This window comes from Bacillus massiliglaciei, assembly GCF_900098925.1.
GTDB classification, from domain to species: domain Bacteria; phylum Bacillota; class Bacilli; order Bacillales; family DSM-1321; genus Peribacillus; species Peribacillus massiliglaciei.
The window spans coordinates 843,463-868,946 of record NZ_LT622359.1 but is presented as its reverse complement, the minus strand read 5'-3'; the positions used below and the strand labels follow the sequence as shown (position 1 = coordinate 868,946).

General features: G+C 39.5%; 28 protein-coding genes. 6 read left to right on the top strand and 22 right to left on the bottom strand.

Annotated features, from left to right (window positions below):
• Positions 1–18: 18 nt before the first annotated feature.
• Positions 19–795, bottom strand: coding sequence for an SDR family oxidoreductase (locus BQ4305_RS16255; RefSeq protein WP_110928745.1), 777 nt, complete (start codon positions 793–795; stop codon positions 19–21).
• Between the two features lie 216 nt (positions 796–1,011).
• On the opposite strand from BQ4305_RS16255, the gene BQ4305_RS16250 reads away from it, so the two are divergent.
• Entirely contained in the window at positions 1,012–2,136 is a 1,125-nt protein-coding gene (locus BQ4305_RS16250) for an ROK family transcriptional regulator (protein WP_110928744.1), read from the top strand.
• A 404-nt stretch (positions 2,137–2,540) separates the two neighbouring features.
• Here BQ4305_RS16250 and glpX read toward each other — a convergent pair whose 3' ends face one another.
• The 6 genes from glpX to BQ4305_RS16220 form a co-directional block, all read right to left on the bottom strand.
• Positions 2,541–3,509, bottom strand: coding sequence for a class II fructose-bisphosphatase (gene glpX, locus BQ4305_RS16245; protein ID WP_110928743.1), 969 nt, complete (start codon positions 3,507–3,509; stop codon positions 2,541–2,543).
• Positions 3,510–3,726: 217 nt separating this feature from the next.
• Positions 3,727–4,377: a dihydroxyacetone kinase subunit DhaL gene (gene dhaL, locus BQ4305_RS16240; RefSeq protein WP_110928742.1), complete on the bottom strand. Its 651-nt coding sequence runs from the start codon at positions 4,375–4,377 to the stop codon at positions 3,727–3,729.
• A gap of 14 nt (positions 4,378–4,391) precedes the next feature.
• Positions 4,392–5,396 carry a dihydroxyacetone kinase subunit DhaK gene (locus BQ4305_RS16235; protein WP_110928741.1) on the bottom strand — a complete coding sequence of 335 codons (1,005 nt, stop codon included), beginning with the start codon at positions 5,394–5,396 and terminating at the stop codon, positions 4,392–4,394.
• Positions 5,393–5,863, bottom strand: a complete 471-nt coding sequence (rpiB, locus tag BQ4305_RS16230) for a ribose 5-phosphate isomerase B (RefSeq protein WP_110928740.1) — start codon at positions 5,861–5,863, stop codon at positions 5,393–5,395. Before rpiB ends, BQ4305_RS16235 begins: the two co-directional genes overlap by 4 nt.
• A gap of 212 nt (positions 5,864–6,075) precedes the next feature.
• Positions 6,076–7,407 carry an MFS transporter gene (locus BQ4305_RS16225; protein ID WP_234396977.1) on the bottom strand — a complete coding sequence of 444 codons (1,332 nt, stop codon included), beginning with the start codon at positions 7,405–7,407 and terminating at the stop codon, positions 6,076–6,078.
• A 37-nt stretch (positions 7,408–7,444) separates the two neighbouring features.
• Positions 7,445–8,560 (bottom strand): MDR/zinc-dependent alcohol dehydrogenase-like family protein, encoded by a 1,116-nt coding sequence (locus BQ4305_RS16220; RefSeq protein WP_110928739.1) that lies wholly within the window; start codon positions 8,558–8,560, stop codon positions 7,445–7,447.
• A gap of 464 nt (positions 8,561–9,024) precedes the next feature.
• Between BQ4305_RS16220 and BQ4305_RS16215 the strand changes: the two genes are divergently transcribed.
• Together BQ4305_RS16215 and BQ4305_RS16210 are read left to right on the top strand one after the other, a co-directional pair.
• Entirely contained in the window at positions 9,025–9,819 is a 795-nt protein-coding gene (locus tag BQ4305_RS16215) for a DeoR/GlpR family DNA-binding transcription regulator (protein ID WP_110928738.1), read from the top strand.
• 353 nt (positions 9,820–10,172) lie between these two features.
• Positions 10,173–10,940: an SDR family oxidoreductase gene (locus tag BQ4305_RS16210; RefSeq protein ID WP_110928737.1), complete on the top strand. Its 768-nt coding sequence runs from the start codon at positions 10,173–10,175 to the stop codon at positions 10,938–10,940.
• 204 nt (positions 10,941–11,144) lie between these two features.
• On the opposite strand, the gene BQ4305_RS16205 is transcribed toward BQ4305_RS16210, so the two are convergent.
• The 3 genes from BQ4305_RS16205 to BQ4305_RS16195 are packed head-to-tail and all read right to left on the bottom strand — an operon-like array spanning position 11,145 to position 14,039.
• Positions 11,145–12,572, bottom strand: coding sequence for an amidohydrolase (locus BQ4305_RS16205; protein ID WP_110928736.1), 1,428 nt, complete (start codon positions 12,570–12,572; stop codon positions 11,145–11,147).
• Positions 12,573–12,584: 12 nt separating this feature from the next.
• Positions 12,585–13,310: a small-conductance mechanosensitive channel gene (locus BQ4305_RS16200; protein ID WP_110928735.1), complete on the bottom strand. Its 726-nt coding sequence runs from the start codon at positions 13,308–13,310 to the stop codon at positions 12,585–12,587.
• Between the two features lie 21 nt (positions 13,311–13,331).
• A complete protein-coding gene (locus BQ4305_RS16195; RefSeq protein ID WP_110928734.1) occupies positions 13,332–14,039 on the bottom strand; it encodes a DUF5058 family protein in 708 nt (235 codons plus the stop codon).
• A 449-nt stretch (positions 14,040–14,488) separates the two neighbouring features.
• On the opposite strand from BQ4305_RS16195, the gene BQ4305_RS16190 reads away from it, so the two are divergent.
• Both BQ4305_RS16190 and BQ4305_RS16185 read left to right on the top strand, forming a co-directional pair.
• The gene (locus BQ4305_RS16190) at positions 14,489–14,950 is read left to right on the top strand and encodes a DUF2243 domain-containing protein (protein ID WP_110928733.1); all 462 of its coding nucleotides are present in this window, start codon (positions 14,489–14,491) and stop codon (positions 14,948–14,950) included.
• A gap of 19 nt (positions 14,951–14,969) precedes the next feature.
• The gene (locus BQ4305_RS16185) at positions 14,970–15,782 is read left to right on the top strand and encodes a cytochrome c oxidase assembly protein (protein ID WP_110928732.1); all 813 of its coding nucleotides are present in this window, start codon (positions 14,970–14,972) and stop codon (positions 15,780–15,782) included.
• Between the two features lie 94 nt (positions 15,783–15,876).
• Here BQ4305_RS16185 and BQ4305_RS16180 read toward each other — a convergent pair whose 3' ends face one another.
• Complete coding sequence (locus tag BQ4305_RS16180; protein WP_110928731.1) at positions 15,877–16,086, bottom strand: Fur-regulated basic protein FbpA; 210 nt, start codon at positions 16,084–16,086, stop codon at positions 15,877–15,879.
• A gap of 292 nt (positions 16,087–16,378) precedes the next feature.
• On the opposite strand from BQ4305_RS16180, the gene BQ4305_RS21595 reads away from it, so the two are divergent.
• Entirely contained in the window at positions 16,379–16,534 is a 156-nt protein-coding gene (locus tag BQ4305_RS21595; protein WP_199880712.1) for a hypothetical protein, read from the top strand.
• Positions 16,535–16,620: 86 nt separating this feature from the next.
• Here BQ4305_RS21595 and wrbA read toward each other — a convergent pair whose 3' ends face one another.
• From wrbA to ssuD, 11 genes are all read right to left on the bottom strand, one after another.
• On the bottom strand, positions 16,621–17,286 hold the full coding sequence (gene wrbA, locus BQ4305_RS16175; protein ID WP_110928730.1) for an NAD(P)H:quinone oxidoreductase: 666 nt from the start codon (positions 17,284–17,286) through the stop codon (positions 16,621–16,623).
• Between the two features lie 205 nt (positions 17,287–17,491).
• Positions 17,492–18,439, bottom strand: a complete 948-nt coding sequence (locus BQ4305_RS16170; RefSeq protein WP_110928847.1) for a ring-cleaving dioxygenase — start codon at positions 18,437–18,439, stop codon at positions 17,492–17,494.
• 29 nt (positions 18,440–18,468) lie between these two features.
• Complete coding sequence (locus tag BQ4305_RS16165) at positions 18,469–19,077, bottom strand: flavin reductase family protein (protein WP_110928729.1); 609 nt, start codon at positions 19,075–19,077, stop codon at positions 18,469–18,471.
• A gap of 20 nt (positions 19,078–19,097) precedes the next feature.
• Positions 19,098–20,033: a ring-cleaving dioxygenase gene (locus tag BQ4305_RS16160; RefSeq protein WP_110928728.1), complete on the bottom strand. Its 936-nt coding sequence runs from the start codon at positions 20,031–20,033 to the stop codon at positions 19,098–19,100.
• A 22-nt stretch (positions 20,034–20,055) separates the two neighbouring features.
• Entirely contained in the window at positions 20,056–20,676 is a 621-nt protein-coding gene (locus tag BQ4305_RS16155) for a nitroreductase family protein (protein WP_110928727.1), read from the bottom strand.
• A gap of 46 nt (positions 20,677–20,722) precedes the next feature.
• A complete protein-coding gene (locus BQ4305_RS16150) occupies positions 20,723–21,121 on the bottom strand; it encodes a DoxX family protein (RefSeq protein ID WP_110928726.1) in 399 nt (132 codons plus the stop codon).
• A 658-nt stretch (positions 21,122–21,779) separates the two neighbouring features.
• Complete coding sequence (locus tag BQ4305_RS16145; protein ID WP_110928725.1) at positions 21,780–21,947, bottom strand: Fur-regulated basic protein FbpA; 168 nt, start codon at positions 21,945–21,947, stop codon at positions 21,780–21,782.
• A 112-nt stretch (positions 21,948–22,059) separates the two neighbouring features.
• A complete protein-coding gene (ssuE, locus tag BQ4305_RS16140) occupies positions 22,060–22,611 on the bottom strand; it encodes an NADPH-dependent FMN reductase (protein WP_110928724.1) in 552 nt (183 codons plus the stop codon).
• Between the two features lie 180 nt (positions 22,612–22,791).
• Complete coding sequence (locus BQ4305_RS16135) at positions 22,792–23,553, bottom strand: ATP-binding cassette domain-containing protein (RefSeq protein WP_110928723.1); 762 nt, start codon at positions 23,551–23,553, stop codon at positions 22,792–22,794.
• A gap of 10 nt (positions 23,554–23,563) precedes the next feature.
• Complete coding sequence (ssuC, locus tag BQ4305_RS16130; protein ID WP_110928722.1) at positions 23,564–24,328, bottom strand: aliphatic sulfonate ABC transporter permease SsuC; 765 nt, start codon at positions 24,326–24,328, stop codon at positions 23,564–23,566.
• Between the two features lie 5 nt (positions 24,329–24,333).
• Positions 24,334–25,479: an FMNH2-dependent alkanesulfonate monooxygenase gene (gene ssuD, locus BQ4305_RS16125; RefSeq protein WP_110928721.1), complete on the bottom strand. Its 1,146-nt coding sequence runs from the start codon at positions 25,477–25,479 to the stop codon at positions 24,334–24,336.
• Between the last annotated feature and the right edge of the window lie 5 nt (positions 25,480–25,484).

Genomic DNA, 25,484 nt, shown 5'->3' with positions numbered 1-25,484 from the left:
TCCAAATCTCTCAGTCTATTAGATGCAAGTAAAAGCTCCGTCTATCACAAAGTCTGATCCGGTCGTAAAACTGCTTGTATCTCCCGCAAGATAGACACAAATGGACTGAAGTTCTTCCGGTCTGCCCATTCTCTTAAGAGGTGCCATCTGATTCCATTGTTCAATCAGCGGCTGCAGGCTTGGAGAATTTAATGTCAGTTCAGTCCCCATATATCCTGGACTGATGCAATTCACACGGACATTTTTCTGAGCCCATTCCACAGCCAGAGATTTTGTCAGCTGGATTACACCTGCTTTAGAAGCATTATACGAACACTGCGGCTGCGGGACATTTACAATGTGTCCGGACATGGAAGCGGTGTTAATAATAGAGCCGCCGCCTTGCTTAATCATTACTTTTCCAGCTGCCTGAGCTGTTAAAAATACACCTGTAAGATTAATATCAATGACTTTCTTCCATTGTTCAAAAGTCATTTCTTCTGCGGGAACATTCAAACAGATCCCGGCATTGCAGAAAGCTACATCAATACGTCCAAATGCTTTCAGTATTTGATCAATCATCCCATTCACATCTTCTGGTTTCGTTACGTCTGCTTTAATAGCAATCGCTTGAACACCATGATTTTCCTTTAGTTCTTCTGCCGTCTTTTGTGCTTCTTCAATATCTAAGTCAACAATGGCTACATCTGCTCCAGCCTCACAGAAAGCGGTTGCAACACTCTTTCCAATTCCCCGCGCTCCGCCCGTGACAAAAATCTTCTTTTCATCCAATCTCATTTTCTCAATGATTCCCATATTTTCAGTCATCTCCATTATGAAAATTGATTTTGTAAAATGCTTTTATAAAATTAATTTATATATTATAGCGTTTTCATACAGCCGTCAATAAAATAATCAAAAAAATAGAATTTTCATACTTTTCATGAAATTTGTTTCAAACATAATCCCTGTGATATATTGAGATTAAATAAAATAATTTTATAAAATTTATTTATATAACGAGGTTTTTCTATGGAAAATAATATTACATTTAAGGATATTAAAAATAGCAACTATTCCGCAATCTATCATCTTGTTTATCAAAATGAGAGAATCTCCAAACAGGAAATTGCCAACCAGCTGAATTTGAGCCTGCCGACTGTCACTCAAAATCTAGTGCGTTTAGAACAGGAATACTTGATCAAGAAGAGCGGACAATTTGAATCCTCTGTCGGCAGACGGGCAGCAGCTTATACCATATGCCCGCAGGCCCGTGTCAGTATCGGTGTAGAAATTCTAAAAAACGCCGTATCTATTTTAGCGATTGATTTGCTCGGCCATACATTTGAAAAATCGGTGCTAACCATCAAATATTCCAATACAGATTATTATTTCAAAGAGGTAAGCCGCGCTGTTGATACCTTCATCTCCTCGCTTCATCTAAAAAAAGAACAAGTACTTGGAATTGGTTTTGCCGTTCAGGCTTTGACGTCCACAGACGGCCAATATATCACTTATGGAAAAATATTAAACTCTACTGGCTTAAACATTCAGGTCTTCTCACAACATCTTGATTATCCCTGTATGTTTTTGCATGATGCAAAATGTGCCGCAACCGCAGAGCTATGGATGAGAAAAGATATTGGAGATGCTGTCTATCTGTCGATTGGCACACATCTCGGCGGGGCACTCATAATCAATGATCAAATTTATATGGGCGATGAAGGGCATAGCGGTACAGTCGAACATATGACAGTAGATCCCAACGGCGCGCCTTGCTATTGCGGTAAAAAAGGCTGTATGGAAACGTTTTGTTCGGTCAGTGCCCTTCTTAAAGAAGAGGAATCATTAGATTTTTTCTTCCAGGAGTTACGTTCTGAAGCTCCGTCCTATGTAAAGCTATGGAATACTTTTTTGGATAACTTAGCTTTCTCCATCAATAACATTAATCTTGTGATTAACCGTGAATTTATTTTAGGCGGCCACATCTCCGCTTACTTAAAAAAAGCAGATCTTGATATTATCCATCAAAAGGTATATGACAAAACGGCCTTTCCTAATAATAAACCATTTATTCATATTAGCCGTTCACCTGGAAATGGAGTTCCCAAAGGTGCCGCTATCCCATTTATCCAAACATTTTTGAATGATATTTAATCGTAAGCGGTATTAGGAATACAATCAAAAAAGAACCTTGCTATTTAGAAGCACGGTTCTTTTTAATAGTTTGGCATCAAAATAATAAAAGCTGCTTTTGGAAATGTGAAATTACATTTTCAACGGTGAAACCGTTTCTCGAATGCTCCTTATGACCAGAACCTAAGCTCTAAATTGATCAATATCAAAGATATCTCCATTGTCACCACGAATCTATTCCAGCCTAAAGATAATCCCATTTCAATTCCCAAACAAGGCTTTTTATGTTGAGGGGGTATACGTTCTTTGTAACCTTGAGGTTGTTTTCAAAACGAGCCTAGTTTACGCGGGTTCCTTCAAGTTTGCCGGTTAGGCTTCCAGATATTTATCCCATTACTTTTCTCTAAAAATATAAATTATCAATATTAATGACGGGACTCAATAAACTGAAAGTTATTTATTTTACCGCCAATTGCAACAAAAGAATGGGTAAACAGGCACCTTTCCTTTCTTTTAACACCCTTTAAAAGGGTCCCGTCTGTAATTCCTGTTGCCACAAAGAAACAGTCCCTGGTCTTAACTATTTCATCTATAGTTAAAGCCTTTTCAGGAACCGTTATCCCCATTTCCTTGCAGCGATTATATTCATCTTGATTTTGAGGAAGCAGTTTAGCCTGAAAATCTCCGCCCAGACACTTTAGAGCAGCCGCCGCAATTACCCCTTCGGGAGCACCGCCTGTTCCTGCTAATATATCAATTTCTAATTCATCAATCGCTGTAGCAATCGCACCGGTAATATCTACATCAGAAAATAATTTAACTTTCGCTCCGATCTCGAATACTTGTTTTATTAATTCGGTGTGACGCGGGCGATCCTGAATCATGACCGTTAATTCCTTTACATCTTTTCCTAATGCTTTCGCAACTAATTTCATGTTATCCTTCAAAGAAAGATTAATATCTATGCTTCCTTTTGCTTTAGGGCCTACAGCTATCTTTTGCATATACATATCAGGGGCGTGAAGTAAACTTCCCTTTTCGGCAACTGCAATAACGGCTAAGGAATTATCCTGGCCTTTTGCCATTAAACTTGTCCCTTCCACTGGGTCAACTGCAATATCTACCTGCGGACCTTCTCCGGTTCCCAGTGCTTCACCAATATAAAGCATAGGAGCCTCATCCATTTCTCCTTCTCCAATAACTACTAATCCCTTCATGTTAATAAGATTCATCTGATTTCTCATGGCTTGTGTGCCCGCTTCGTCTGCTTCATTTTTATTTCCCTTTCCTATCCACGGATAAGAAGCAATGGCAGCCTGCTGGGCTACTGTAAGAAAATCCATTGCAAGCGTTTGGATATAATCGCGATAAACAACGTCTGATTTTGCGTTCATATATTCCTCTCCTTAAAAGATCGAATAGTATAAATATTGATAAATTAGTATAAATATGCATATTCTTCGTTGGAGTGGCCAAAATCTCCTCAAATTTTGCAGAAATATAGAAAATCTTTTTAAATAAGAAAGTCCATCTAACTATTAAACTGATATTTTACTTTTTAACAGCAGATGAACTTTTCAATTCTTATTTATTTTTTCCCGTTAATATTTATCAAACTGTTTGAACAGCATTAATTGTCGTTAAGAATGAAGAGAGGATTAAAAATGCGGATGTAGCTCCTGGATCTTGATAGCCTAAGGATCTTTCGCCTAATCGACTGGATCTTCCTCTTTTAGAAAGTAAATCTTTGGTGGATATCATGCCTTTTTCCCCTTCCGAAACCGCTTGCAAAAAGGATGATTGAAAATCATTTGTTTTAGAAAAATGACTCTTCAAGCTGTCTAATGCAGGCTGAAGTGTATCAATCATTGTTTTATCTCCAACCTCAGCTTTTCCTCGCTCTTTAACCCCTTCGATAAACGCAATCCAGAAATCAGTTAAATCCTTATCTGTTAATTCTGATTTATTTTGAAAAACTTTTGCCCCTCTTAAAAAACCTGTTGCATATAATGGACCGACTGATGAGCCTACCGCACTTAAAAATGTACGGCCTGCAGTTATACAAATTTTTCCGCAATCCTGTTCACTTTGCAATTCACCATGCAACTTTTCATTAATGGCTTGCCAGCCAAGCGACATTGTCACCCCATGATCGCCATCTCCCAATTTACGATCAAGATCTGATAAATACTCTTTATTTTCTTCGATCACATTAACAACATCTTTAAGAAAAGTCTTTAAATCTTCAGCCGTAAATTTCATGGTCAACCTCCTCCTTATTTCTGAACATACATTGGACAATCTGCTGGATGATCAACAAGCTCCATCAGTTCATCATCTAATTTCATTAATGTAACTGAGCATCCGCCCATTTCTAATGATGTACTATAATCCCCTACATATGAAAAATGAATTTGTATTCCTTTTTCATTAAGGATTTGCTCCACTCTTCTAAACATAATATATAATTCCATTCGTGTTGTAGAGCCTAGACCATTTACCAGAACTGCTACTTTTTCTCCCTTTTCAATAGGCATATCAGCCAAAATATCATTTACCAAACGGTCCGTTACCTGATCGGCTGATTGAAGTTCACCTTTTTCTACTCCCGGTTCCCCATGGTGGCCAAGCCCAATTTCCATTTCATTTTCTGCAAGCTCAAAACTTGGCTTTCCGGTTTGAGGCAAGGAACAAGGGGTTAAGCCTACTCCCATTGAACGCGTGTGATCATTTGCTTTTTTAGCCACTCTTACTACATCTTCTAAATTGTATCCTTTTTCTGCAGCTGCACCTGCCGCTTTCGTTACGAAAAATTCTCCTGCAATTCCCCTGCGTTTTTCCTTTTCTTCTTTGGGAGCTGAGGCTACATCATCAGTTACCAGTACCATCCCTACTTGTGTACCATACTCTAATTCTGCCAGTTCTGCTGCCATCCCAAAATTCATTACGTCGCCAGCATAATTGCCATACACATAAACTACACCAGCTCCTTTATCGATAACTCGTGTTACTTCTACAATGGGGTCTGGCGGAGGGGATGCAAAAATGTTTCCTATTGCAACTCCATCTGCCATGCCATTTCCCACATATCCCATAAAAGCAGGTTCATGTCCCGAACCTCCTCCAATTAATATTCCAACTTTTCCTTCAGGATGTTCTTTTGCAGTAACAAGAGATCTTTTATTTTCAGGTAATTGTTTTACATATTGAGGATGAGCTTTAATATAGCCTTCTATCATTTCATCTACAACATGATTAGGATTATTCATTAGTTTTTTCATAGTAAACTACCTGCTCCTTTTAAAAATTCTTGTTCTTTATCAATAATCTGCTGCACCTTTCTAGCAGAATTACCGCCAGGAAAACTAGATTCTAAGTAAGCCTTTACAATATGTTTCGCAGGTTCAATGCCAATAACTTGTGCACCCATTGTCAGAACTTGTGCATTATTACTTTTTTGGGCACGTTCAGCAGAATATGTATCATGGCATAACGCCGCTCGAATACCGGGGACTTTTCCAGCTGCAATAGCTACTCCAATCCCTGTACCGCAAACTAAAATCCCTCGATCCAGCTTTTCTTCCTTTATATCTCCCGCTACACGAAAGGCTACTTCAGGGTAATCCACCTCAGTGCAAGAATCTGTACATCCATAATCATACACTGCGTGGCCTAATTCTTTAATATATTTTTTTAAATTTTCTTTCATTTCAAAAGCGTTGTGATCTGAACCTAAACCAATCTTCATTATAACCCCACCTTTATTTTATTATTTTTGCACCCCAAAAAATTTTCGTTATTTTTCATTTATAGTATCATTTTTCCATCATTATTATTTTTTGTCAATTATTTATTTTTGTTTGTTTTTATTTTCTTTCATTTAACTTCATTCTCTGTATGTTTCTTGTAAAAAAGAACATCCTTAAAGGACGTTCTTCTCTAACAATTCCAATTAAAAGATTAATTAACAGCCTCAAGATTTTCTTTACCAACAGATGTACTTTTTGCATGCTGTTCAGGCAATTTAACAAATTTCATTAAGAAAGCGCTAAATAAGTATAATGCTGTATATATCCAAATGATTCCTACGGTTCCTACAGACCCAATGAAAGCGCCTACAATAGCAGGTCCCACAAAAGTACTTAAGCCTGCTCCCAGATTTAGAATAGACATAGCAGCCCCTTTATTCTCTGGAGCCAACGATGGAATTAAAGCAGATAGAGGCACATATCCTGCTAAACATGCTCCAAACCCTGCTGCTACTGCAGTTGCCACCCAATAATTAGGTCCGGCTATTAATGGAATATAATAGAATGCTGCCGTAAATACTGCACAGCCAATTCCTCCAAACCACATTACTGTATTGCGCCAGCCAAGTTTATCTCCAACGATTCCAAAAATAAGATTAAAAATAAGATTACTTGTCCAAAGAGAACCATAAATTTGCAGCCACTCTGTTCTTGAGAAACCAATTTCCATCATGAATGCTGGCATAAATACTACGAAGCCATATGCTGCAGATGTATTTATTGTTCTAACAATACCGCCAAGTCCGATTTTTGGCCGTTCAAACGCAATAGTTATTCCTTTTATTAAGTATTTCATTGCTTCTTGTTTACTTTGAAATTTTTGATTATGTGTATCTTCCTTATTAAGAAAAATAGCCACTGCTGCACCTATAGTCACAAAAAGTATAGCACTCCACAAAGTCCCCATTTCACCTAAAATTGGCAGTGCAAAACTAGAATAATAGGCACCTAAAACACTTAATCCCCCGCTATAAGCGAACCAGAACCAGCCTACAGCCGTACCAAGCTTATCACTAGGTGCATAGTATGTTAACCAGACTAAGAATGAATAAGCAAAAAGCGGATAACCTAATCCTCTCAAAGAGTATGTCGGAATCATTATAGCAAGATTCATAGTTGGCAAACCGACAGTTAAAAAGATGGCGGATCCGATAATAAATAAAGAAAATCCTAATATCATCGCTTTTCGAGGGCCCAAAATTTCTGCCAGCACTCCAGAAAGCCAAGCTGCAATAGCCGCTGCTAAACCATAAACCGAAAATAACAGAGCTGATTGCTGTACGGATAAACCATGATCCATTAAATAAGAAGAAAGCCACCCTTGTTCAAGTCCGTCTCCCATCATAAAAATTAGAACACCGCAGTAACCTAATGCCATCTTGGAATCCATTCCCAGTTTACCTAATAATCCTTGCTTCACTCTTTTTCCCCCTTTTAATTTCGCCATTAACATACAAGAAATAGGTTCTTGATCTTTAAACAAGAACCTATAATTCTAATTGATTGTACTGACAGTTTACTTACAAATTAGGGTTAAGAACGACTTTCAATGATTCCGCTCCATTTTTCACAAGCTGGAATCCTTTTTCAAACTCTTCTAATGGTAACTGGTGAGTAACGACTCCTTCCGTTGGAAGATCACCGTTTGAAATCCCTTTAATTACAGGTTCATAGCAATAAGGTCCTAAATGTGAACCTAATACATCAAGCTCTTTCCGGTCGCTGATAATACTCCAGTCAACTGTAACAGGTTCTTTAAAAACACTGAATTCTACGAATGTACCCAGTTTTCGTATCATCGTTAACCCTTGTTCAACGGATTTTTGAGCCCCCGTCGCTTCAATATAAACATCACATCCATAGCCATCTGTCAGGTCTTTTACGATGGAAATGACATCTTCTTTTGCAGGATTTAGAACCATATCAGCACCAAACTTTTTAGCCAATTCCAAACGATCATCAAACAAGTCTAATACAATTAATTTTCCAGGGCCTGACTTTTTAATAGCGCCAATCATTCCAAGACCCAAAGTACCTGCTCCCGCTAATACAACTACATCTTCAAGTTTAATATTGGCCCGTTCGACAGCATGATAAGAACAAGCATATGGCTCAATTAAGATTGCTCTCTCAATCGGCAAGTCATCCGGCACCTTATAGTTAATTCCTTCTTTTGGAAATTTCATATATTCAGCCATTCCGCCATTTACGTTATTTTGGAATCCATATAAATCATGCTTTTCACACATCCAATATTGACCACGCTTACAAAAACGACATTTTTCACAGGGTACAATTTGCTCAGAAATGATGCGATCACCAATCTCAAAACCCTCTACCCCTTCTCCTAAAGCGACAACATGACCAATGAATTCATGACCGGGAATCATCGGAGCTTTAATATAAGCCGGCTGAGTTTCATCTCCCCAGAAACTAGGTGCCCCGTCAAACGCTTTCAAATCTCCTGCACAAATTCCGCAAGCTTCTACCTTTACTAAAATTTCACCTTCGCTAATCTCAGGAACAGGCACTTCTTCTAAACGATAATCTCCAGGCTCATAAGCAACCACTGCTTTCATCGTTTTAGGAATACTTACCTTTTCAGTTTTTTGAATTGTATTAGTATTAGTAGACATAAATTACTCTCTCCTTATCCTATATAATAAAAGCTTCTTCGTTTAGATCTATGTAACCCATCTTTTCGAATGATGGATAACAATACTAAATAATGATCTAACAGTTTATTTAACCTTCCCAAATTAATATAGCGCTTACATGAAGTTGATGGAGAAATAAAAAATTCAATAAAACTCTAAACTGCTAAGCAGAGGTGCTTTGTTATGATTTCTCGCGAGAATCAATTGATTTTTTTCATTGTATTACGTTTTCTATCGATTATTCAATTTATATTTTTGTTTTTTATTTATTTTATTTTCATTTATTTTTGTTTAGCAAATATCTCACATTAATTTTAAAAATGATGTAAGATTACTATAATAAATAATATTTTTTTGTTTTTCTGTTTATTCTTTCGAAAACTTTAACTTTTAAGTATAAAATAGTTAAAACAATAAAAAAACTGAAACATGTAGGTGATAATATGGAAAAAATGTTTGCTCCGGAAAGAAGAAAAATAATATTAGAAAAATTAAATGAAAAACAAAGAGTTACAATAAAAGAACTTTCTAAAGAAATTAAAGTATCAGAGGCTACCTTACGGACTGATTTAACGAAGATGGAAGGAGAAGGTTTACTCCAGCGAACACATGGCGGAGCAATGCTCTTGGAAAATTCCGACACTGAAACAAGCTTTTCAACTAGAGAAAGAAAGAATAAAAATGAAAAATATTCGATTGCTAAAAAAGCGGTAGAGTTAATCTCAGATGGGCAATGTATCACACTGGATGCCAGTTCCACAGCTCTAGAACTGGCACGGATTTTAAAAGAAACGCAAATTCGTTTAACAGTGGTTACAAGCGGGATTAATACTGCTCTTGAATTACATGACCATCCTGATATTACTGTAATCCTGCTGGGAGGAATCGTCAAAAGAGGCTCCTATTCTCTAGAAGGAAGCCTAGGAATAAACATTTTGAACCAAATTCATATTGATTTAATGTTTACCTCGGCTAATGGCTTTTCCCTTGAATCTGGATTAACAGATTTTAGTGTATATGAAGTAGAACTAAAAAAAGCAATGGTTAATGCTTCAAATAAGGTCGTTGCTTTGCTTGATCATAGTAAAATTCATAAAAATTCTATTGCTTCTTTCGCTTCATTAGATCAGATTGACACAATAATAACAAATTATGTTTTTGAAGATACTGATGCGGAAAAGTTAGCGGAAAAAGAAATCAAAACAATATCTGTCTCAACTGATGAAAATATTTTTTAACTGATACTCAAAAGGGCGCAATAAATGCGTCCTTTTAAGTATTTCTCAAACTTATCAAACCAAGAATATAATACATTTAGAACGGCCTATACTACATCATTACATTATTAAAACAAACAGAGAATCTACCTTGTTCTCATAGATATACATAACTTTACTCAAATACCTTTTATCCAAAAATCCATCCATTCTTTCTCTTATCTCCTAATTTAAAATAAAAATACAAAAAGAAATAAAAGAAAATAAAAAAAACCAATAATATCAATATTGCGAAAATGATTGTATTTTATTAAAATAAATATCACAACTTGTAAATGAATGCGTTTTCAATAAATTAAAGGGAGATGTATTAAATGACGTTTCAAGGGTTCGATAAGAATTTTAACATTACAAATAAGGTAGCCATTATTACAGGCGGGGCAAGCGGGATTGGCAAAGCTATAGCAGAATTATATTTGGAAAAAGGCGCTAAGGTCGCTATCTTCGATCAAAAGGATTTTGTACAAGAAGTGGCTAAAGAGCTTAGTAATGAAAATGCTATTGGCTTACAATGTGATGTTACCAAAAGTGAAAGTATGGACAACGCAATCCAGAATACTAGGGAGTATTTTGGGAAAATTGATATTTTAGTTAACTGTGCCGGTATTGCATTACTAGATGATGCAGAAAATATCTCTGATGAGTACTGGGAAAAAACTATTGATATTAATTTGACCGGGTCTTTTAAAATGTGTCAGAAAGTAGGATCAGTAATGATTGAGCAAGGAGTTGGAGGAAAGATTATTAATCTAGCATCCCAAGCAGCCCTGATTGCGCTAGATAATCATGTGGCTTATGCTGCAAGTAAAGCAGGAATTCTTGGAATGACTAAAGTGCTTGCCTATGAATGGGCACAATTTGACATTAAAGTGAATGCTATCTCTCCAACTGTCATTTTAACTGAATTAGGGGAAAAAGCTTGGGCGGGAGAAAAAGGAGAAAAAGCAAAAAAAGAAATCCCGCTTGGACGTTTTGGTTATCCTGAAGAAGTTGCGGCTATTGCATTATTCTTGGCCAGTGATGCAACAAATTTAATCACAGGGGAGAATATGGTGATTGATGGCGGCAATACGATAAAATGAGAGTTTATTATAACTGCTAATGTAAGCTGTTCTCTTATGGCTGCTACCTCCTCTTAAAAACTTGAGCAGTGAGCAATACCAAGAGACATTTACCTCTGTTTAGACAGAAATGATAGATTTGCTGTATCCTGCCTTCAAAAAAGGGAGAAACATTGCGAATCAATGTTTCTCCCCTTTTTTATAAGTTGGTCAATTTTCATTCCATTAAACAATAGGCTTCAGACCTTCAGGGAGCGGAGAACGGTATTCACCTCTTACGTTGATTTCTTTTGATAATTCTTCTTTTGCTTCTTGTACGAACTGAGAGTTTTCCATTAAATCAATCACGCTTAAACCTAATATTTTTGTTGCCATCAGCATGCCTTTTTGACCAATCTCAGAGCCGACAGATACAACATTTTGCCAGGAATGACCCGGTGTTCCAATTGGAGCGCAGGCCGTTGTAAACTGAGCGGTTGGTATATTCCACGATACATCCGCAACATCAGTAGAGCCTGACATACACTTCTCTTCATCGTATGGAGCAATCACCTCATCATGCAATGTTTTATCAGCAAGACTGCTTGGGGCACCTGATGCCTTTAACACGACTTCCTTTATACCTGGATCAAAAGTTTTAGTAAGCTCAGCAGCTAATGCATGATCCTTCTCATCAAAATTCGGAGAACCTACCTTCTTCATATTCTCTAGTAAGACATTGCCCAAAATTTTATTTGGAATCATGTCATAGCAGCCTGTAATAAATTCAATTTCATAATCAGTTCCAGTCATTAGTGAAGCACCTTTAGCAATATTGATCAGTTTTTGATAGGTTTCTTCTACTTCAGATCGCCTCGGGGCTCTTATGTAGTACCAAATCTGAGCTTCATCCGGAACGACATTCGGTCCCCCTCCTCCGTTAGGAATGGTGGAATGAATTCTGATTTGATCAATTAAGTGCTCTCTTAAAAAGTTGACTCCGATATCCATCAGCTGCGCAGCCTTAAGTGCGCTTTTTCCTGCCTCTGGATTGGCCGCTGCATGGGCCGACTGCCCAAAAAAGTTAAACTTCACAGAGTTCATAGCCAATGAACTGCTGGCCCATAAGGAATTGATACTGTTCGGATGCCATGTTAAGCACACATCAGCATCATCAAAAACTCCTTCACGGACCATAAATACTTTTCCCACTAGAATTTCCTCAGCAGGACAGCCGTAAAACTTAATCGTACCTGGTATTCCTTCTTCTTCCATCATCTTTTTTGCTGCAATGGCTCCTCCCGCTGCTGCAACGCCGTAAATGTTATGACCGCATCCATGTCCGCTTCCGCCTGCTGTGATTGGCTCTTTCTTCGGTTTAAGTTTCTGGGAAAGTCCCGGCAAGGCATCATATTCTCCCAATATTCCAATGACCGGCTTGCCGGTTCCCCAAGTAGCGACAAATGCTGTCGGCATATCCGCCACACCCATCTCGATTGTAAAACCTTCTCTTTCCAGCTCATCCGCTAATAGTTTAGAAGATTTATATTCCTGCAGCCCAAGTTCTGAAAACTCCCATATTCTTTTCGACCAATCAATGAGCTTTTCCTGATTATCGTTCACCCAATCCAGTACTCTGCTTTCTGTTTTTTCCTTTTCGATAAAATTTGCCATTCTCCCATCTCCTTAGTTTTTTTGTAATAGAACTTCTTCCGTGACAGCCTGCTTAGAATCTTTGTATTTTTCATAGAAGTATGTCATGGCAATGGTTCCCCCAACACATAAAATGACTTTTATAAAACTAGGTATTGGCAATAACGTAATGACAATACCTAAGGAGATCCCTATTACTCCATAAACGGGGCGCTTCATCGCAAATTGAGCGGTAACGCCGCCAAAGATAGCAGGAAGAACAAATTGGAAAGCTGTTTGAACCGCAGGAGGCAAAACTGAGACAATGAAGGCTCCTCCCAATATAACGGGAACCAGAACAATAATATGAACTAATGAAGCTGCAGCAATACCAAGTGTTGCTGCCAGCTCTGCTTTTTTCGAACCTGGTTCTGCACCGATTGCATTTTGAGCAGCAGCCGAGCAAGGAAGACACATATTGGAAATATTGCCTACAAGAAAACTCATGTAGGTTCCGGAAATACCGAGGCTCGGGAAATATGAAATAGGTTCCAGAAACCACATAATCCCTACAAAAGCAGCTACACCTATAACAGCTGTTGCTATAATACCCCATCCCGGGTGATACCCCAATCCGAATGATAAATATAAAGGAGGAATTAAGGTAATCAGAATAACCGTCCAAAGGGTTAAGCGTCCCCAAAAATGGGCTTTCCGATGAAACCCAGCCATATCATTGCTTTCTTGTGCCGCTCCCATTGCTTTTTCATTCATAGACATCTCATCTCTCCCATCTTTTATTTATAGGACAGTCGTTAAATAGCCTACTGACATCCCTACAACAAGAGTAATCCCTAGCGCCCATTCCTTTAACCAATTCATCTTCCACTTTTCTGCTGCCACCATAAGGATGATAATGGTCAAAGCGGATATCAGAACTACCATGGTTTCACTCATGCCTAATACAATTTGTCCTGCCGCAAAATAGCCAAAAGCCCCCATCATGGCTGCCGTAGAGATTAATGCCATAAGCTTAGCATTCCGAGACCGAATCTTCCCCTGAGCTTTTCCTAAAGATTTTGTAAATAACGCTGCAGATAATAACCAGCCCAATCCGCCAATACACATGGCCCATACAGCAGTGGTAAAAGCGTTAAGATTATAGCCTGCCTTTCCCAGTTCGACGCCGTATGCTTTGGCCCCTATTCCGGCGGCCGTTAACTCATAGGCAGCCGACCCAATAATTCCTATTCTCATTAATGTTAAGGGCGCGCCTATTAAGGTAATCAAAGATACAGCTACAATAATAATTCCCAATGAAGGTCCTAAAGCACTGATTACACCGGTTCGTAAAGCCCTGCTCACTTCATCCCGGCTCATTTCTGCCTGAGGAGCTTGTTTATTCACAAGACGAATAAAAACAAAAGCCTGGAAAACTACCACGGAAATGACAATCATAGAGAAAATCCAGAATGCAGGACTGTTCGCCACTGTTAATATTTGATCCAACCGTATCCTCACCCTTTCCTTAACAAAAATATAATTTTAATTTTCTGATGTTTTGTAAGATATTCTTACACACTATAGAGTAAATAAAACTATCAGCCTCCTTTTAAGAGTAAAATCGTGAATAAACATTATGATTTATTACATTGTGAAGAGATATAAGATAACAATGTAACAATACCACACTTGAAATTTCTGGGAAAACAGTGAATAGGAGAAAGAAAGCGTTTAAATTGTTGATTTTCTTTAAATTATTCCTTTTTCTTTCAATTTTCATTATTTTTCTAAAAATTCAAACTTTTTAACGCGCGGCTATATCACTGTATATATAACCAACAAAGACAAAAGGAGACAAAATCCAGCTTGCCCTAATCTTTCTCCATCACTTGTTTTCTTTAAGGGTTTTAAAGGAATAATAGAACAACAGGCTTCTTAAAAGGAGGGGAATTTCAATGAAAACGAAATGCTCTGTCTATTCAGGACGGAACTTACTGTCAGGGGCTCTATTTGGTATCGGCCTGGCTGCTTTTATTGATGAAACCATTTTCCATCAATTATTGCGCTGGCATCATTTTTACGACAAGTCCACTACGGATATAGGACTGATTTCAGACGGACTGTTTCACGCTTTCAGTTGGTTTGCTACCATTGCCAGTTTATTTCTTCTCGCCGATCTCAGAAGAAGAAATGCTCTATGGCACAAGCGCTGGTGGGGAGGAATGCTCCTTGGGGCAGGAGGATTTCAATTATACGATGGGATCATCCAGCACAAGCTGATGAAGCTGCATCAGATCCGTTATGTGGATAACGTTTTCGTTTACGATATGATCTGGAATATTGCAGCCTTTATTATAGTGGCTGCCGGCCTCATCCTCATTGTCCAAACAAGAAGAAAAGGTAACGCTCCACACTAAACGAAAAGAGCTGGCTAATATGAATGTTTATTTTTATCATGCAGGCGAAACACACATTCACTCTGGAAGCGAAATGTTGACACAGCTAATTTTATCGGGACCGTTTGCGTTGGCATTCGTTCTATATTTTCTTGCTGCAGTTCTTTCAAGCAGAAAGTATAGACCATGGCCAATCTATCGGACGGTTTGCTGGACTTTTGGCCTGTTTTTGGCTGTTTTAGCCGTTGCCGGGCCAGTGGCCGATGCTGCTCATGCAGATTTTACTGTGCACATGCTCGGCCATTTATTGTTAGGAATGGCTTCCCCTTTACTTATGGTACTCGGTGCTCCAATGACCCTGCTAATGCGGTCGCTCCGTACATCGGCAGCAAGAAAGGTTTCAATGTTTTTAAGGACCTGGCCGTTTGTTTTATTATCTAACCCGATTATAGCCTCCATCTTGAACATCGGAGGGCTTTGGTTATTGTACACCACGAGTCTCTTTTCACTTATACATACGTTTCCTCTCGTGCATCTGCTCGTCCATTTCCATGTCTTCCTTGCGGGCTATTTGTTTACCATGTCGATGATTTATATAGATCCCGTACATCGCCGTTTTTCTTTTTTGTTCCGTTCCCTAGTCCTTATTGTCGCTTTGGCCGGACATGGGATTCTCTCTAAGTACATTTATGCTCATCCGCCTGACAGAGTCCCCACAGGACAAGCACAGACTGGAGCTATGCTTATGTATTATGGCGGTGATCTGATTGACATCGCTCTAATCAGCATTCTTTGTTTCCACTGGTTTAAAGCATCCAGGCCCAGATCAGCGGCAGCAGAAACTTCTTCATAACCTTTTAAAAGGCTCACGTAAAAAGATTTCTTCTGCAGGCGGAACCCCAGGATGACCCAAGGGTTCCTTCTTCCTGCCTCTTTTCTGTCCTAATTTAACATTTTCTGCTTATCCATCTCAGAGAATCCAAGCTATCATGCGGATGACTTTCGGAAAGAAACTTTCGATATTCGATTTCTGCTTGCTTTAACGTTAAATCATTAAAAGAAATAAAACCGTCTTTCTTAAACCAGTTACATGCAATTAATTGATTTACTAATGAGTTCCGCTTATCTTCCACACCCTTCCACTCCTTTTCCTCCATGAGCACCTCTCCTTTCTTTTCAATCACAAATAAAAAGGCCCTTTATCGAGGTGAAAAAACACCTTAATAAAGAGCCTCCAAAAGCCTTATTGACATTCCAATTAGTTACTATTTATTATAGCCAAAAGTAAACGAATCTCGCTGCCGACAATATAGAAGGCAAACGGAAGGATTGCAGAAATATTCCTCTTTTCTTCACTAATCCTTCTATATATAGCGTGGTGTCTTTGAATAAATCGATTCTTTTTGCGGAAAATAAAAGCAAACGATTCCTTACTCGAGGAGGTTACGTATGCAGCAGGACGAACAAGCTAAAAGGACTTCAGGCACTTTGAAATCAGAAGATCTTACAGCCCACGCCAAAAAAGTAAAACAGGAAATTCAAAAAGATGTAAGCGAAGGCCGGGGGGCCATGACTTCCCGGGAGGCAGGTGCCATGAGAGAGTAAACACCTTATGTTGTGTTTTTTATTTGCCGCTTCAACGAAAGCAATAAAAAAGAGCCAATCCCTATAATGATTGGCTCTGGAAACGATTATTGATTTCCTTTTTTCACCCATTCAGCCACTGTAACAGTGCGTTTAGCCTGATGCTTAACAGCAGCTTCTACGTCTTCGACCATTTTTCCGTCTTGGCCAACAGTAACACTTGTGCCATAAGGGTTGCCGCCTGCTCCAAATGTAACCGGATCTGTATAGCCGGGAGTCGCAACGATAGCACCCCAATGGTACATCGTTGTATATAGAGATAAGATAGTGGCTTCTTGTCCGCCATGTGGATTTTGGGCAGAAGTCATCGCACTGACAACTTTATTGACAAGTTTCCCATTAAACCAAAGTCCGCCGGTTGTATCTAAAAATTGTTTCATCTGGGATGGCATATTTCCAAAGCGGGTCGGGACACTGAAAATAATGGCATCTGCCCACTCCAGATCCTCTAATTTCACTTCTGGCACATCTTTTGTAGCCTCCACATGCTCTTTCCAGGCCGGGTTTCCATCAATGGCTGACTGCGGGGCAAGTTCAGGCACTTTTAATACTTTTACTTCAGCCCCTAATTCTTTTGCACCTTCTTCAGCCCATTTAGATAATTGATAATTTGTGCCGCCCATACTATAATATATGACCGCCAGATTAATATTTCCCATTTTTTCAGTCTCCTTTATAGTTGATTTTCCGAACCACTTATTCAAAAAGCCCATCATTAAGCACCCCTGCATTTTCTGTCATCCTATGTTTTCCCTATCACTCCTTCCAGAGAACTCCTACATATAATGCCCGAACAGTCTGTATTAGAAACATAGCTTAATGGTTCAAGTGTCTCTAAAGGATTCCCTCAAAAAGGGGTAGGTCATCTGTTACCCAATAGGAAAACGTTAGTAGGATTAATAAATTTAAGATTTTTTCTCATTTCCTCAATGTCTTCTGACCGTGGGCTTTTATGCTTGGGAGACTGGCCTCCAATTCGTCCCTTTTAGACTCAAGCCACGATGGCAGCATAAGCTTCTCTCCAAGTTCATCAAGCGGTTCATCCACGGTAAATCCCGGCAAATCGGTTGCGATTTCAAAGAGGATTCCTCCGCCTTCATGGAAATAGACCGCTTTAAAGTACTTTCGATCGCGAACCTCTGTTGGAGAATAGCCCTGATCTTCAAGAACTGATTTGCAACGGAGCAGTTCCTCTTCATCCCTTGCTCTCCAAGCTATATGGTGAATGGTTCCCGCCCCCATCAAGCCCCTGACAGAAGGGCTTAATTTTATATCAATCATATTGCCAAGCTGTGATTCTGATTTAAATCTGAGGAACCCTTCTTCGTCTCCCGCACATTTCATGCCTAATACATGTTCAAGCACATCTGCTGTTTTATTAGGATGTGCCGAAAGCAGCGTCACTCCGCCAAATCCTATAATCGCATGCTTGGTTTGGATTCCGCCAAACGTCTGCTCATTCACCGGACCTTCCTGCCGTTCGATTATCTGCAGTTCAAGACCATCTGGATCCTGAAACGTGAGCGTCCTATCTTCAAAACGAAGAGCCGTGACATATTCGATTCCAAATTGCTGCAGCCGGCTTTTCCAAAATTCCATAGATCCTGCAGGGACGAGATAGCTGACAGTGCCGACCTGGCCAGTACCAATTCTGCCTTTTAATTGTTTAGGCCAAGGGAAAAAGGTAATGACCGTTCCCGGCCGGCCGGATTCGTTACCGAAATAGAGATGATAGACTTCAGGACGGTCATAGTTTACCGTTTTTTTTACCAGGCTCAGTCCAAGTACACCTGAATAGAAATCAATCGTTCTTTGCGCATCATTGACCATTGCTGAGATATGATGAATCCCTTGCGTTGTTTGCACTGCCACCCTCTCCATTCTCCAGATTCGGACTATTTGGGACGCTCGAGAGAAAATAGTTCCCCTATTTTGGCATAGTTTGTGCCAGCGAGCCGGCTTACCGCTGCCAATCCAGTCGGATTAATTCTTCCTTTTTCATAAATATCGCTTTCAATATGATATTGAACCACTTTACCAATAATGAAATCACAACCCGGAGAATCAGAATCCCCTAATTCTAATGCATGTTCTAACGTGCACTCCATTCTGATTTTTGCTTCTTTAACTCCCGGAACGGCAATTTTCACGCTTTCTTCCGGCGTTAGCTGTGCCATTTCAATCTCACTTTGATCAGCCGGAAGTGAAGCCGCTGTTAGATTGACTTTTTCTACATTTTTTTCATCGACAATATGAACCACAAATTCTTTTGCTTCAATAATATTTCGGGCTGTGTCCTTCTGGCTTCCAGCTGATCGCTGTATCGATAAGGAAATCATAGGAGGGTCTGCAGAAACTATATTAAAATAACTAAAGGGCGCACCGTTTAACGTTCCCTCTTTGGAAATGGTTGTTACAAAAGCGACCGGCCTTGGGATAATACTTCCCGTTAAAAACTTATAGTTTTCTCTCTCCGTATTTTGGGCTGGATCAATCGAAAGCATAGACATCCTCTCCTCACTGATTAGTCTAATTCTCTTACTTCAACCGGCAGCAAAGTCTGTTCTAAACGGCCTCTGTACTGTTCATATTGTTCAGGAAGCATTAAGGCTTCTCCCATTGTTTCTTGTGACTCATCAATGGCAAAACCCGGAGGATCTGTTGCAATTTCAAACAAAATTTCTCCATGTTCTCTAAAATAAATCGCATTGAAATAATTCCGATCCTGAACCGGTGTAACCCGATATCCATTGTCTGCAATATATTTTTGCCATTCCAGCTGATCTTGGTCATCCTCAGCTCTCCATGCAATATGATGGACGGTTCCTACTCCCATCCTGCCATGTCCGGATGCGATTGTTTTAAGATCAATAATATTCCCGATATCGGCCGGAGACTGAAAACGGGTCATATTCCCTTCTGCTCCAACAGCCTTCAGCCCCATGATATTTTCTAATAAATCTGCTGTTTGAGTCGGCTGTGAGGAGAATAGGGTTGCTCCTCCGAACCCTTTGATCGCTGTTTCCGGTGTCACATCGCCAAAGCTCCAATCATTATTTTCCCCTTCTCGTTCCACAAGTTCCAAGTGAAGTCCGTGCGGGTCATCAAAACGTAAGTATTGTTCTCCAAAACGTTCGTTTTTTTCAAAAGGAACCTGAAACTTCTCCAGCCGTTTTTCCCAGAATCCTAAGGCTCCAATGGGAACAGCATAAGACGTTACGCCAACTTGCCCGTCTCCAATCTTCCCCTGATGTGCATTTGCCCATGGAAAGAATGTGATAATAGTACCTGGTTTCCCGCCTTCATTTCCAAAATACAAATGGTATGTGCCCGGGTCATCAAAGTTTACTGTTTTCTTCACTAACCGCAATCCTAAAACTCCGGCATAAAAATCTACATTCTCCTGCGGGTGACCTACAATTGCTGTAATATGATGGATTCCCATCGTTTGTTTAGTCATTTTTCATACACTCCTATTCATCTCAAAGAAACGTAACAAATTCACTTACTGGTTTTCGATAGCCGCGCGGCTGTCTGCTTTGTACTTTTTCTTTTCCTAAAGCAATCATTAATACCGCTTCATAACGATCATCAATGTGGAAAATATTTTTCAATGCTGCTGGTTCAAACCCTATCATCGGACATGTATCCCAGCCCTTATCCTTAGCGGCCAGCATAAAAAGCATAGCTGAAAGAGACGCATTCCGAATGGCTTCATCCTTTTCGAATTCCTGCCCTCGTGTATCATAAAAAGAGACCGTATCACGAACCATGTCCTCGTATTCCTGCCTATTAACTATTCCTAACATTTCTAAACCTTCATAGATTTTAGGCGCCTGCTGCACAGCCTTTCTGTCTCCCAGAACCAGGATGACGGCTGAAGCACTCGATACTTTATATTGCCCATTTGCCGCTCCCCTTACTTTCTCTTTAAGATTATGATCCGTTACAGCAATATAATTCGTATGCTGAAGATTGAAGGCAGATGGGGCAAGCTTGGTTAATTCAAAGATTTCTTCCAGTTCTGGTTGTGTAATTTTATAACCCGGAAGAAAATTACTGGCCGATCTTCTTTCTTTTATCAACTGGGTAAAGTCTGTCATGTCAAACACTCCCTCTTTAATTAAAACATATTTAATTCAAGATAGATTAGAAAAAGAGTGCATCTAATGAGTATTGCCCAGGACCGATCAGTGCAATACCAATAGCAACTGCGAGTACAGTTAGGTTATATTCATATCCATTGGCCGTTGCCCATAATCCATTAGGTGCATGCACTTTCACAATAGCCATGATCATCGTTACAGCAATCATAATTCCGGCAATCGGAGTGATAAGTCCTAAAGTAAATAAGATTCCTCCCACGAGTTCAGCCAAACCAGCGAATAAAGCCATTGTTACACCTGGTTTCATACCAATGGAATCAAACCAGCCACCAGTGCCTTTTAATCCATAGCCGCCAAACCAGCCAAATAATTTTTGAGATCCGTGTCCAATAAACAATACCCCAATAACTAATCTAATCAATAATAATCCAATATTTATCATTTTTATTCCTCCATATTTTTATCTCGAATTCGAGATATTAGTAAAAAATTACGAACTCTTGCTTCCTTACTCTCAAAAGAATCATTTCATATATTTTATAAAAAACTGTAATGTTTGCAATTCATATTGACAAAAAACCACGAGGCCTCCTTCAAAATAATTTTAATTAAGATATCTCGAACTTGAGATAATTATATCGCCTGCATGCTGTCCTGTCAACACTGTTTTTCTTGCCCTCTCTTAGCGATCTATCAAAAAAGAGTAGCCTGTTCAGCTGCCTGATCTATTAGCTTCCGAAATATGAATGCTGACTCCTCAGAAATTCGTCTAATACCTTCTTCAATCCTCCAGGGAGAAATTTTATGAATTTTTGTGAGTTCAGGGTCAAATGACTTTCCTTACCCTAATTGAGAAGTGAGAATATAGATCCTTCTGGAAAGAATATGGATGATGTCCTATTCATAAAACCATTGATCGATCGTATTAAAAACCCCTCTGTTAATACATTTGTTGACATCTGTGGAAGAATTTCAAATCTGTCTGATTTAAATAGCTGTTTTCTTGGAGCTTTTCTCTTGTTGTTTGAGTAAGTTTCTCCAATATCCCTGCTTTTCAGACATCCTCCTTCTTCCTCCTATATAAAATAAAGTGTCGTCAGCTATCCAGTTGACTTGATCTTTTCTCTTACTTTTATATATTCTTTCTCAATTTCAGTTAAAGTGAGTTCATATAAGTGGTGATCATCTTTTTTATAGATTCCTAAATCGAGCAGCTGCTGAATCAGCTCTTCCTTTCTTCGAGTTACTGCATTACGTAAATGAGTCATTCTGAAAGCCTCCCTTATTCCAGTAATAGGTGAGAAGTCAGATAGAAAAATGATTATTTCTCTGTAGATGTTTTTCAAAAACATTGATTTAAAAATAAATTTCTGTGAGAACCTATTTAAGCTGAAGAGGCCTATCGTTCTTGATTAATCCAGCAAATGTATCAAGAGATGTTTTCAGTCTTTCTTGTAGCTCATCATGTATAAAAAATTGATTTCCCTCTGTCCGTTCAATCTGTTGATCAAGTGTATAAACAGCGTTCACAAATTGATTCGCTCCCAATACAGACAGGACCGGCCGAAGTGCATACTCAATCATTAATAAATGAGCATAAGAGCCTCCTATAGCAAGAGGAAGAATGGTCTTTCCTTCCAATCCCTTTTGGGGCAGCAAATCCAAAAATGTTTTCAGTATCCCAGAATAGGACGCTTTATAAACCGGTGTCAAAATAAGAACTCCGGATGATTTTTTTACAACTTCAGCAGCCTGAATAATCGCTTCACTGTCAAATCTCGCTTTAATCAGATCTTCAGCAGGCAAATCGTGCACGTGAATTGTTTCAAAAGACACCTTTTTTTCTTCTAAATACTTGCTTGCATAGTCTAAAATTCCGTTTAAACGAGAAGTATCATTCGGCTCCCCAGTAATGATTGCTGCTTTTGACATTTAATCGACTCCCTTACATTATTTTTTGTGAATCGTTATACCAGGATTTTTTTAGTCTTCCTTCTAAAAGAAGCAACCTAACCAAATACGATCAGTCCTTCGTTAATACGATCGGCAGCAATAAACTTATAAAACACATAAAATTACTATGATAAGAGGGTAAAAAATAAAGCTTATGAATTAATTTGAAATTTTATATTCGTCTGTTGAAATAGCCTTTCCCCCTACTATACGAGATAAAATTTTGCTTACTAACTTCGTATATAACGGATGATCCCTTTGCCTTGGATAGGAAAGATTAATCACCTGTTCCATTGCAATTTCACCATCTTCAATGACAATGACCCGGTTTGCAAGTGCCACCGCTTCTTCTACATCATGGGTAACCAAGATTGCTGTAAACTTTTTCTCTTTCCATAAATCTCCGATTAGCTGATGCATTTCCATTCGGGTCAGTGCATCCAATGCGCCTAACGGTTCATCTAGCAACAGCAGTTCCGGTTCATGTACAAGGGCTCTGGCAAAGGCGACTCTCTGCCTCTGACCGCCCGATAAAACACTTGGCCAATCTTGAGCCCGATCGGCCAATCCTACTTTCTCTAACAGGCTGACAATCTTATCTTGACTTCCTTTTTTTAAACCTAGGCCTACATTTTGCTGTACGTTTTTCCAGGGAAGCAGCCTGCCGTCCTGGAACATGATTTTAGCTGGTGAGTTCTTTTCCTTTAACGGTTTCCCATCTATCAGTAACTCCCCTCCGCTTACTGATTCCAAGCCTGCTATTAATCGAAGCAACGTACTTTTCCCGCAGCCGCTCTTCCCAACAATCGCAATAAAGTCCCCTTTGTTCACTTTAAGTTCAATATTTTTTAAAACATCCTGCCGGCCAAAGGATTTTTGGACATTTGATAACTCAAGCTTTGCTCTTTTCCCTGTATTCACGGCGATCCTCCTATTTTTGAAAATTCGGATTCCATTTTAAAAATCGCCTTTCTGCCAACTTCGCTGTATAATCAGAAAGTTTTCCTAAAATGGCGTATAAAATGATGCTCAGGACAACAACATCCAGCTGCATAAATTCTCTGGCGTTCATGGCCATATAGCCAATCCCCGAGTTTGCTGCAATCGTTTCAGCAACAATCAGCGTCACCCAAGTCACTCCAAGGGCAAATCTCACGCCGACTAGAATCGAGGATAAAGCACCTGGTAAGATAATATGCCAGAACAGCTGAAACCCTTTTAGCCCATATACCTTCCCCATTTCAATTAAGGATGAGTCCACAGAACGGATCCCATGAAATGTGTTTAAATAGATGGGGAAAAATGTACCTAAAGCTACTAAAAATAATTTTGCTTCCTCCTCAATCCCAAACCACAAAATCACGATTGGAATTAAGGCAAGGTGAGGAATGTTACGAATCATTTGGATGGAAGTATCAAACAGCGTTTCTGCCGTTTTCGATAAACCGTTCCACAGGCCAAGCGCCAGCCCAATCCCTCCCCCTGTAAGAAAGCCTAAAAAAGCTCTCTTTGTACTGACATTGATATTATGAAACAGCTGGCCAGACTTCCCAAGCTCGATGGCTGCTTTTACAATATCCATAGGATTAGGCAAAACTCTGGATGAGATGACTCCTGTCGATGAAAGAATTTGCCAAGAGACTAAAAGCAGCACTGGAACAAGCCATGGCACAAATGGATTCAGACTTTTCTTCATTTCTATCACCTTTTTGCTTCTAATTTTTTTGGTAAAAGTCCATTTGCTACGATTTCTCCAAAAGGACTGACAATTCCCGGATTTTTTACCTCATTCGGTTTTTCCATATCTAAATATGGAAACAGGAGCTCAGCTACCCGATAGGATTCTTCAAGATGGGGGTAACCTGACAGAATAAATGTTTCAATTCCTATTTCTTCATATTCTTTCATTCTCTGTGCCACTGTTTGCGGATCTCCAACTAATGCCGTACCAGCTCCGCCTCTGACCAATCCCACTCCAGCCCACAGATTCGGACTGATTTCTAAGTTATCTCTGCTTCCCGAGTGTAACTCCGACATTCTTTTCTGGCCTTCTGAATCAAAACGGGAAAATACTTTTTGCGAAGCAGCGATTAAATCATCATCTACATATTTAATTAACTCATCTGCTGCCTTCCAGGCCTCTTCTTCTGTTTCTCTTACTATCACATGAAGCCTGATACCGAAGCGCAGCGTTCTTCCTTCTTTTTCAGCTAACTCCTTCACTTGCTTTATTTTCTCTGCCACCTTTGCAGGCGGTTCGCCCCAGGTCAGATAAACATCAACATGCTTCGCAGCTACCTCTTGCCCTATCTGTGAGGAACCTCCGAAATATAGGGGCGGATACGGGGTTTGCACCGGCGGATATAACAATTTCCCGCCTTCCGCGCTTAAGTACTCTCCTTCAAAATCGGCTTCTCCCTTTTCTAATAAATCGCGCCAAATGGTTAAATACTCGTCCGTCAGCTCATATCGCTCTGTATGTCCTAACTTTAATCCATCACCAGCCAGTTCAATCGGGTCTCCGCCTGTAACAACATTAACGAGCAGCCGTCCGTTAGACAAACGGTCGAAGGTAGCCGCCATTCTTGCTGCCTGCGCAGGAGAAGATAATCCCGGACGCACGGCAACAAGAAATTTCATCTGTGATGTAATGGGAATAAGTGAGGATGCGACCACCCAGGAATCTTCGCATGACCGTCCAGTTGGCAATAAAGCACCTGTATATCCTAATGAATCCACAGCCTGCGCCACTTGTTTAAGGTAAGGCAAATTCACTTCTCTTCCTCCAGCTGTCACTCCTAAATATCTAGAATCTCCATGTGTTGGAATAAACCAAAATACGTTCATAACTT

Excerpts from the sequence above, each read along its gene's own strand:
- ssuC (WP_110928722.1), bottom strand. The coding sequence starts at position 24,328 with ATGAAGAAAAGTCTGAATCCATTTGTGCCATGGCTTGTTCCAGTGCTG.
- BQ4305_RS16200 (WP_110928735.1), bottom strand. The coding sequence starts at position 13,310 with ATGTCTATGAATGAAAAAGCAATGGGAGCGGCACAAGAAAGCAATGAT.
- ssuE (WP_110928724.1), bottom strand. The coding sequence starts at position 22,611 with ATGTCAAAAGCAGCAATCATTACTGGGGAGCCGAATGATACTTCTCGT.
- BQ4305_RS16250 (WP_110928744.1), top strand. The coding sequence starts at position 1,012 with ATGGAAAATAATATTACATTTAAGGATATTAAAAATAGCAACTATTCC.
- BQ4305_RS16220 (WP_110928739.1), bottom strand. The coding sequence starts at position 8,560 with ATGTCTACTAATACTAATACAATTCAAAAAACTGAAAAGGTAAGTATT.
- rpiB (WP_110928740.1), bottom strand. The coding sequence starts at position 5,863 with ATGAAGATTGGTTTAGGTTCAGATCACAACGCTTTTGAAATGAAAGAA.
- BQ4305_RS16165 (WP_110928729.1), bottom strand. The coding sequence starts at position 19,077 with ATGCTTTCGATTGATCCAGCCCAAAATACGGAGAGAGAAAACTATAAG.
- wrbA (WP_110928730.1), bottom strand. The coding sequence starts at position 17,286 with ATGGGCTTTTTGAATAAGTGGTTCGGAAAATCAACTATAAAGGAGACT.
- BQ4305_RS16235 (WP_110928741.1), bottom strand. The coding sequence starts at position 5,396 with ATGAAAAAACTAATGAATAATCCTAATCATGTTGTAGATGAAATGATA.
- ssuD (WP_110928721.1), bottom strand. The coding sequence starts at position 25,479 with ATGAACGTATTTTGGTTTATTCCAACACATGGAGATTCTAGATATTTA.
- BQ4305_RS16180 (WP_110928731.1), bottom strand. The coding sequence starts at position 16,086 with ATGGAGGAAAAGGAGTGGAAGGGTGTGGAAGATAAGCGGAACTCATTA.
- BQ4305_RS16150 (WP_110928726.1), bottom strand. The coding sequence starts at position 21,121 with ATGATAAATATTGGATTATTATTGATTAGATTAGTTATTGGGGTATTG.
- BQ4305_RS16215 (WP_110928738.1), top strand. The coding sequence starts at position 9,025 with ATGGAAAAAATGTTTGCTCCGGAAAGAAGAAAAATAATATTAGAAAAA.
- BQ4305_RS16205 (WP_110928736.1), bottom strand. The coding sequence starts at position 12,572 with ATGGCAAATTTTATCGAAAAGGAAAAAACAGAAAGCAGAGTACTGGAT.
- glpX (WP_110928743.1), bottom strand. The coding sequence starts at position 3,509 with ATGAACGCAAAATCAGACGTTGTTTATCGCGATTATATCCAAACGCTT.
- BQ4305_RS16255 (WP_110928745.1), bottom strand. The coding sequence starts at position 795 with ATGGGAATCATTGAGAAAATGAGATTGGATGAAAAGAAGATTTTTGTC.
- BQ4305_RS16210 (WP_110928737.1), top strand. The coding sequence starts at position 10,173 with ATGACGTTTCAAGGGTTCGATAAGAATTTTAACATTACAAATAAGGTA.
- BQ4305_RS16155 (WP_110928727.1), bottom strand. The coding sequence starts at position 20,676 with ATGACAGACTTTACCCAGTTGATAAAAGAAAGAAGATCGGCCAGTAAT.
- BQ4305_RS16185 (WP_110928732.1), top strand. The coding sequence starts at position 14,970 with ATGAATGTTTATTTTTATCATGCAGGCGAAACACACATTCACTCTGGA.
- BQ4305_RS16160 (WP_110928728.1), bottom strand. The coding sequence starts at position 20,033 with ATGACTAAACAAACGATGGGAATCCATCATATTACAGCAATTGTAGGT.
- BQ4305_RS16190 (WP_110928733.1), top strand. The coding sequence starts at position 14,489 with ATGAAAACGAAATGCTCTGTCTATTCAGGACGGAACTTACTGTCAGGG.
- BQ4305_RS21595 (WP_199880712.1), top strand. The coding sequence starts at position 16,379 with ATGCAGCAGGACGAACAAGCTAAAAGGACTTCAGGCACTTTGAAATCA.
- dhaL (WP_110928742.1), bottom strand. The coding sequence starts at position 4,377 with ATGAAATTTACGGCTGAAGATTTAAAGACTTTTCTTAAAGATGTTGTT.
- BQ4305_RS16145 (WP_110928725.1), bottom strand. The coding sequence starts at position 21,947 with ATGACTCATTTACGTAATGCAGTAACTCGAAGAAAGGAAGAGCTGATT.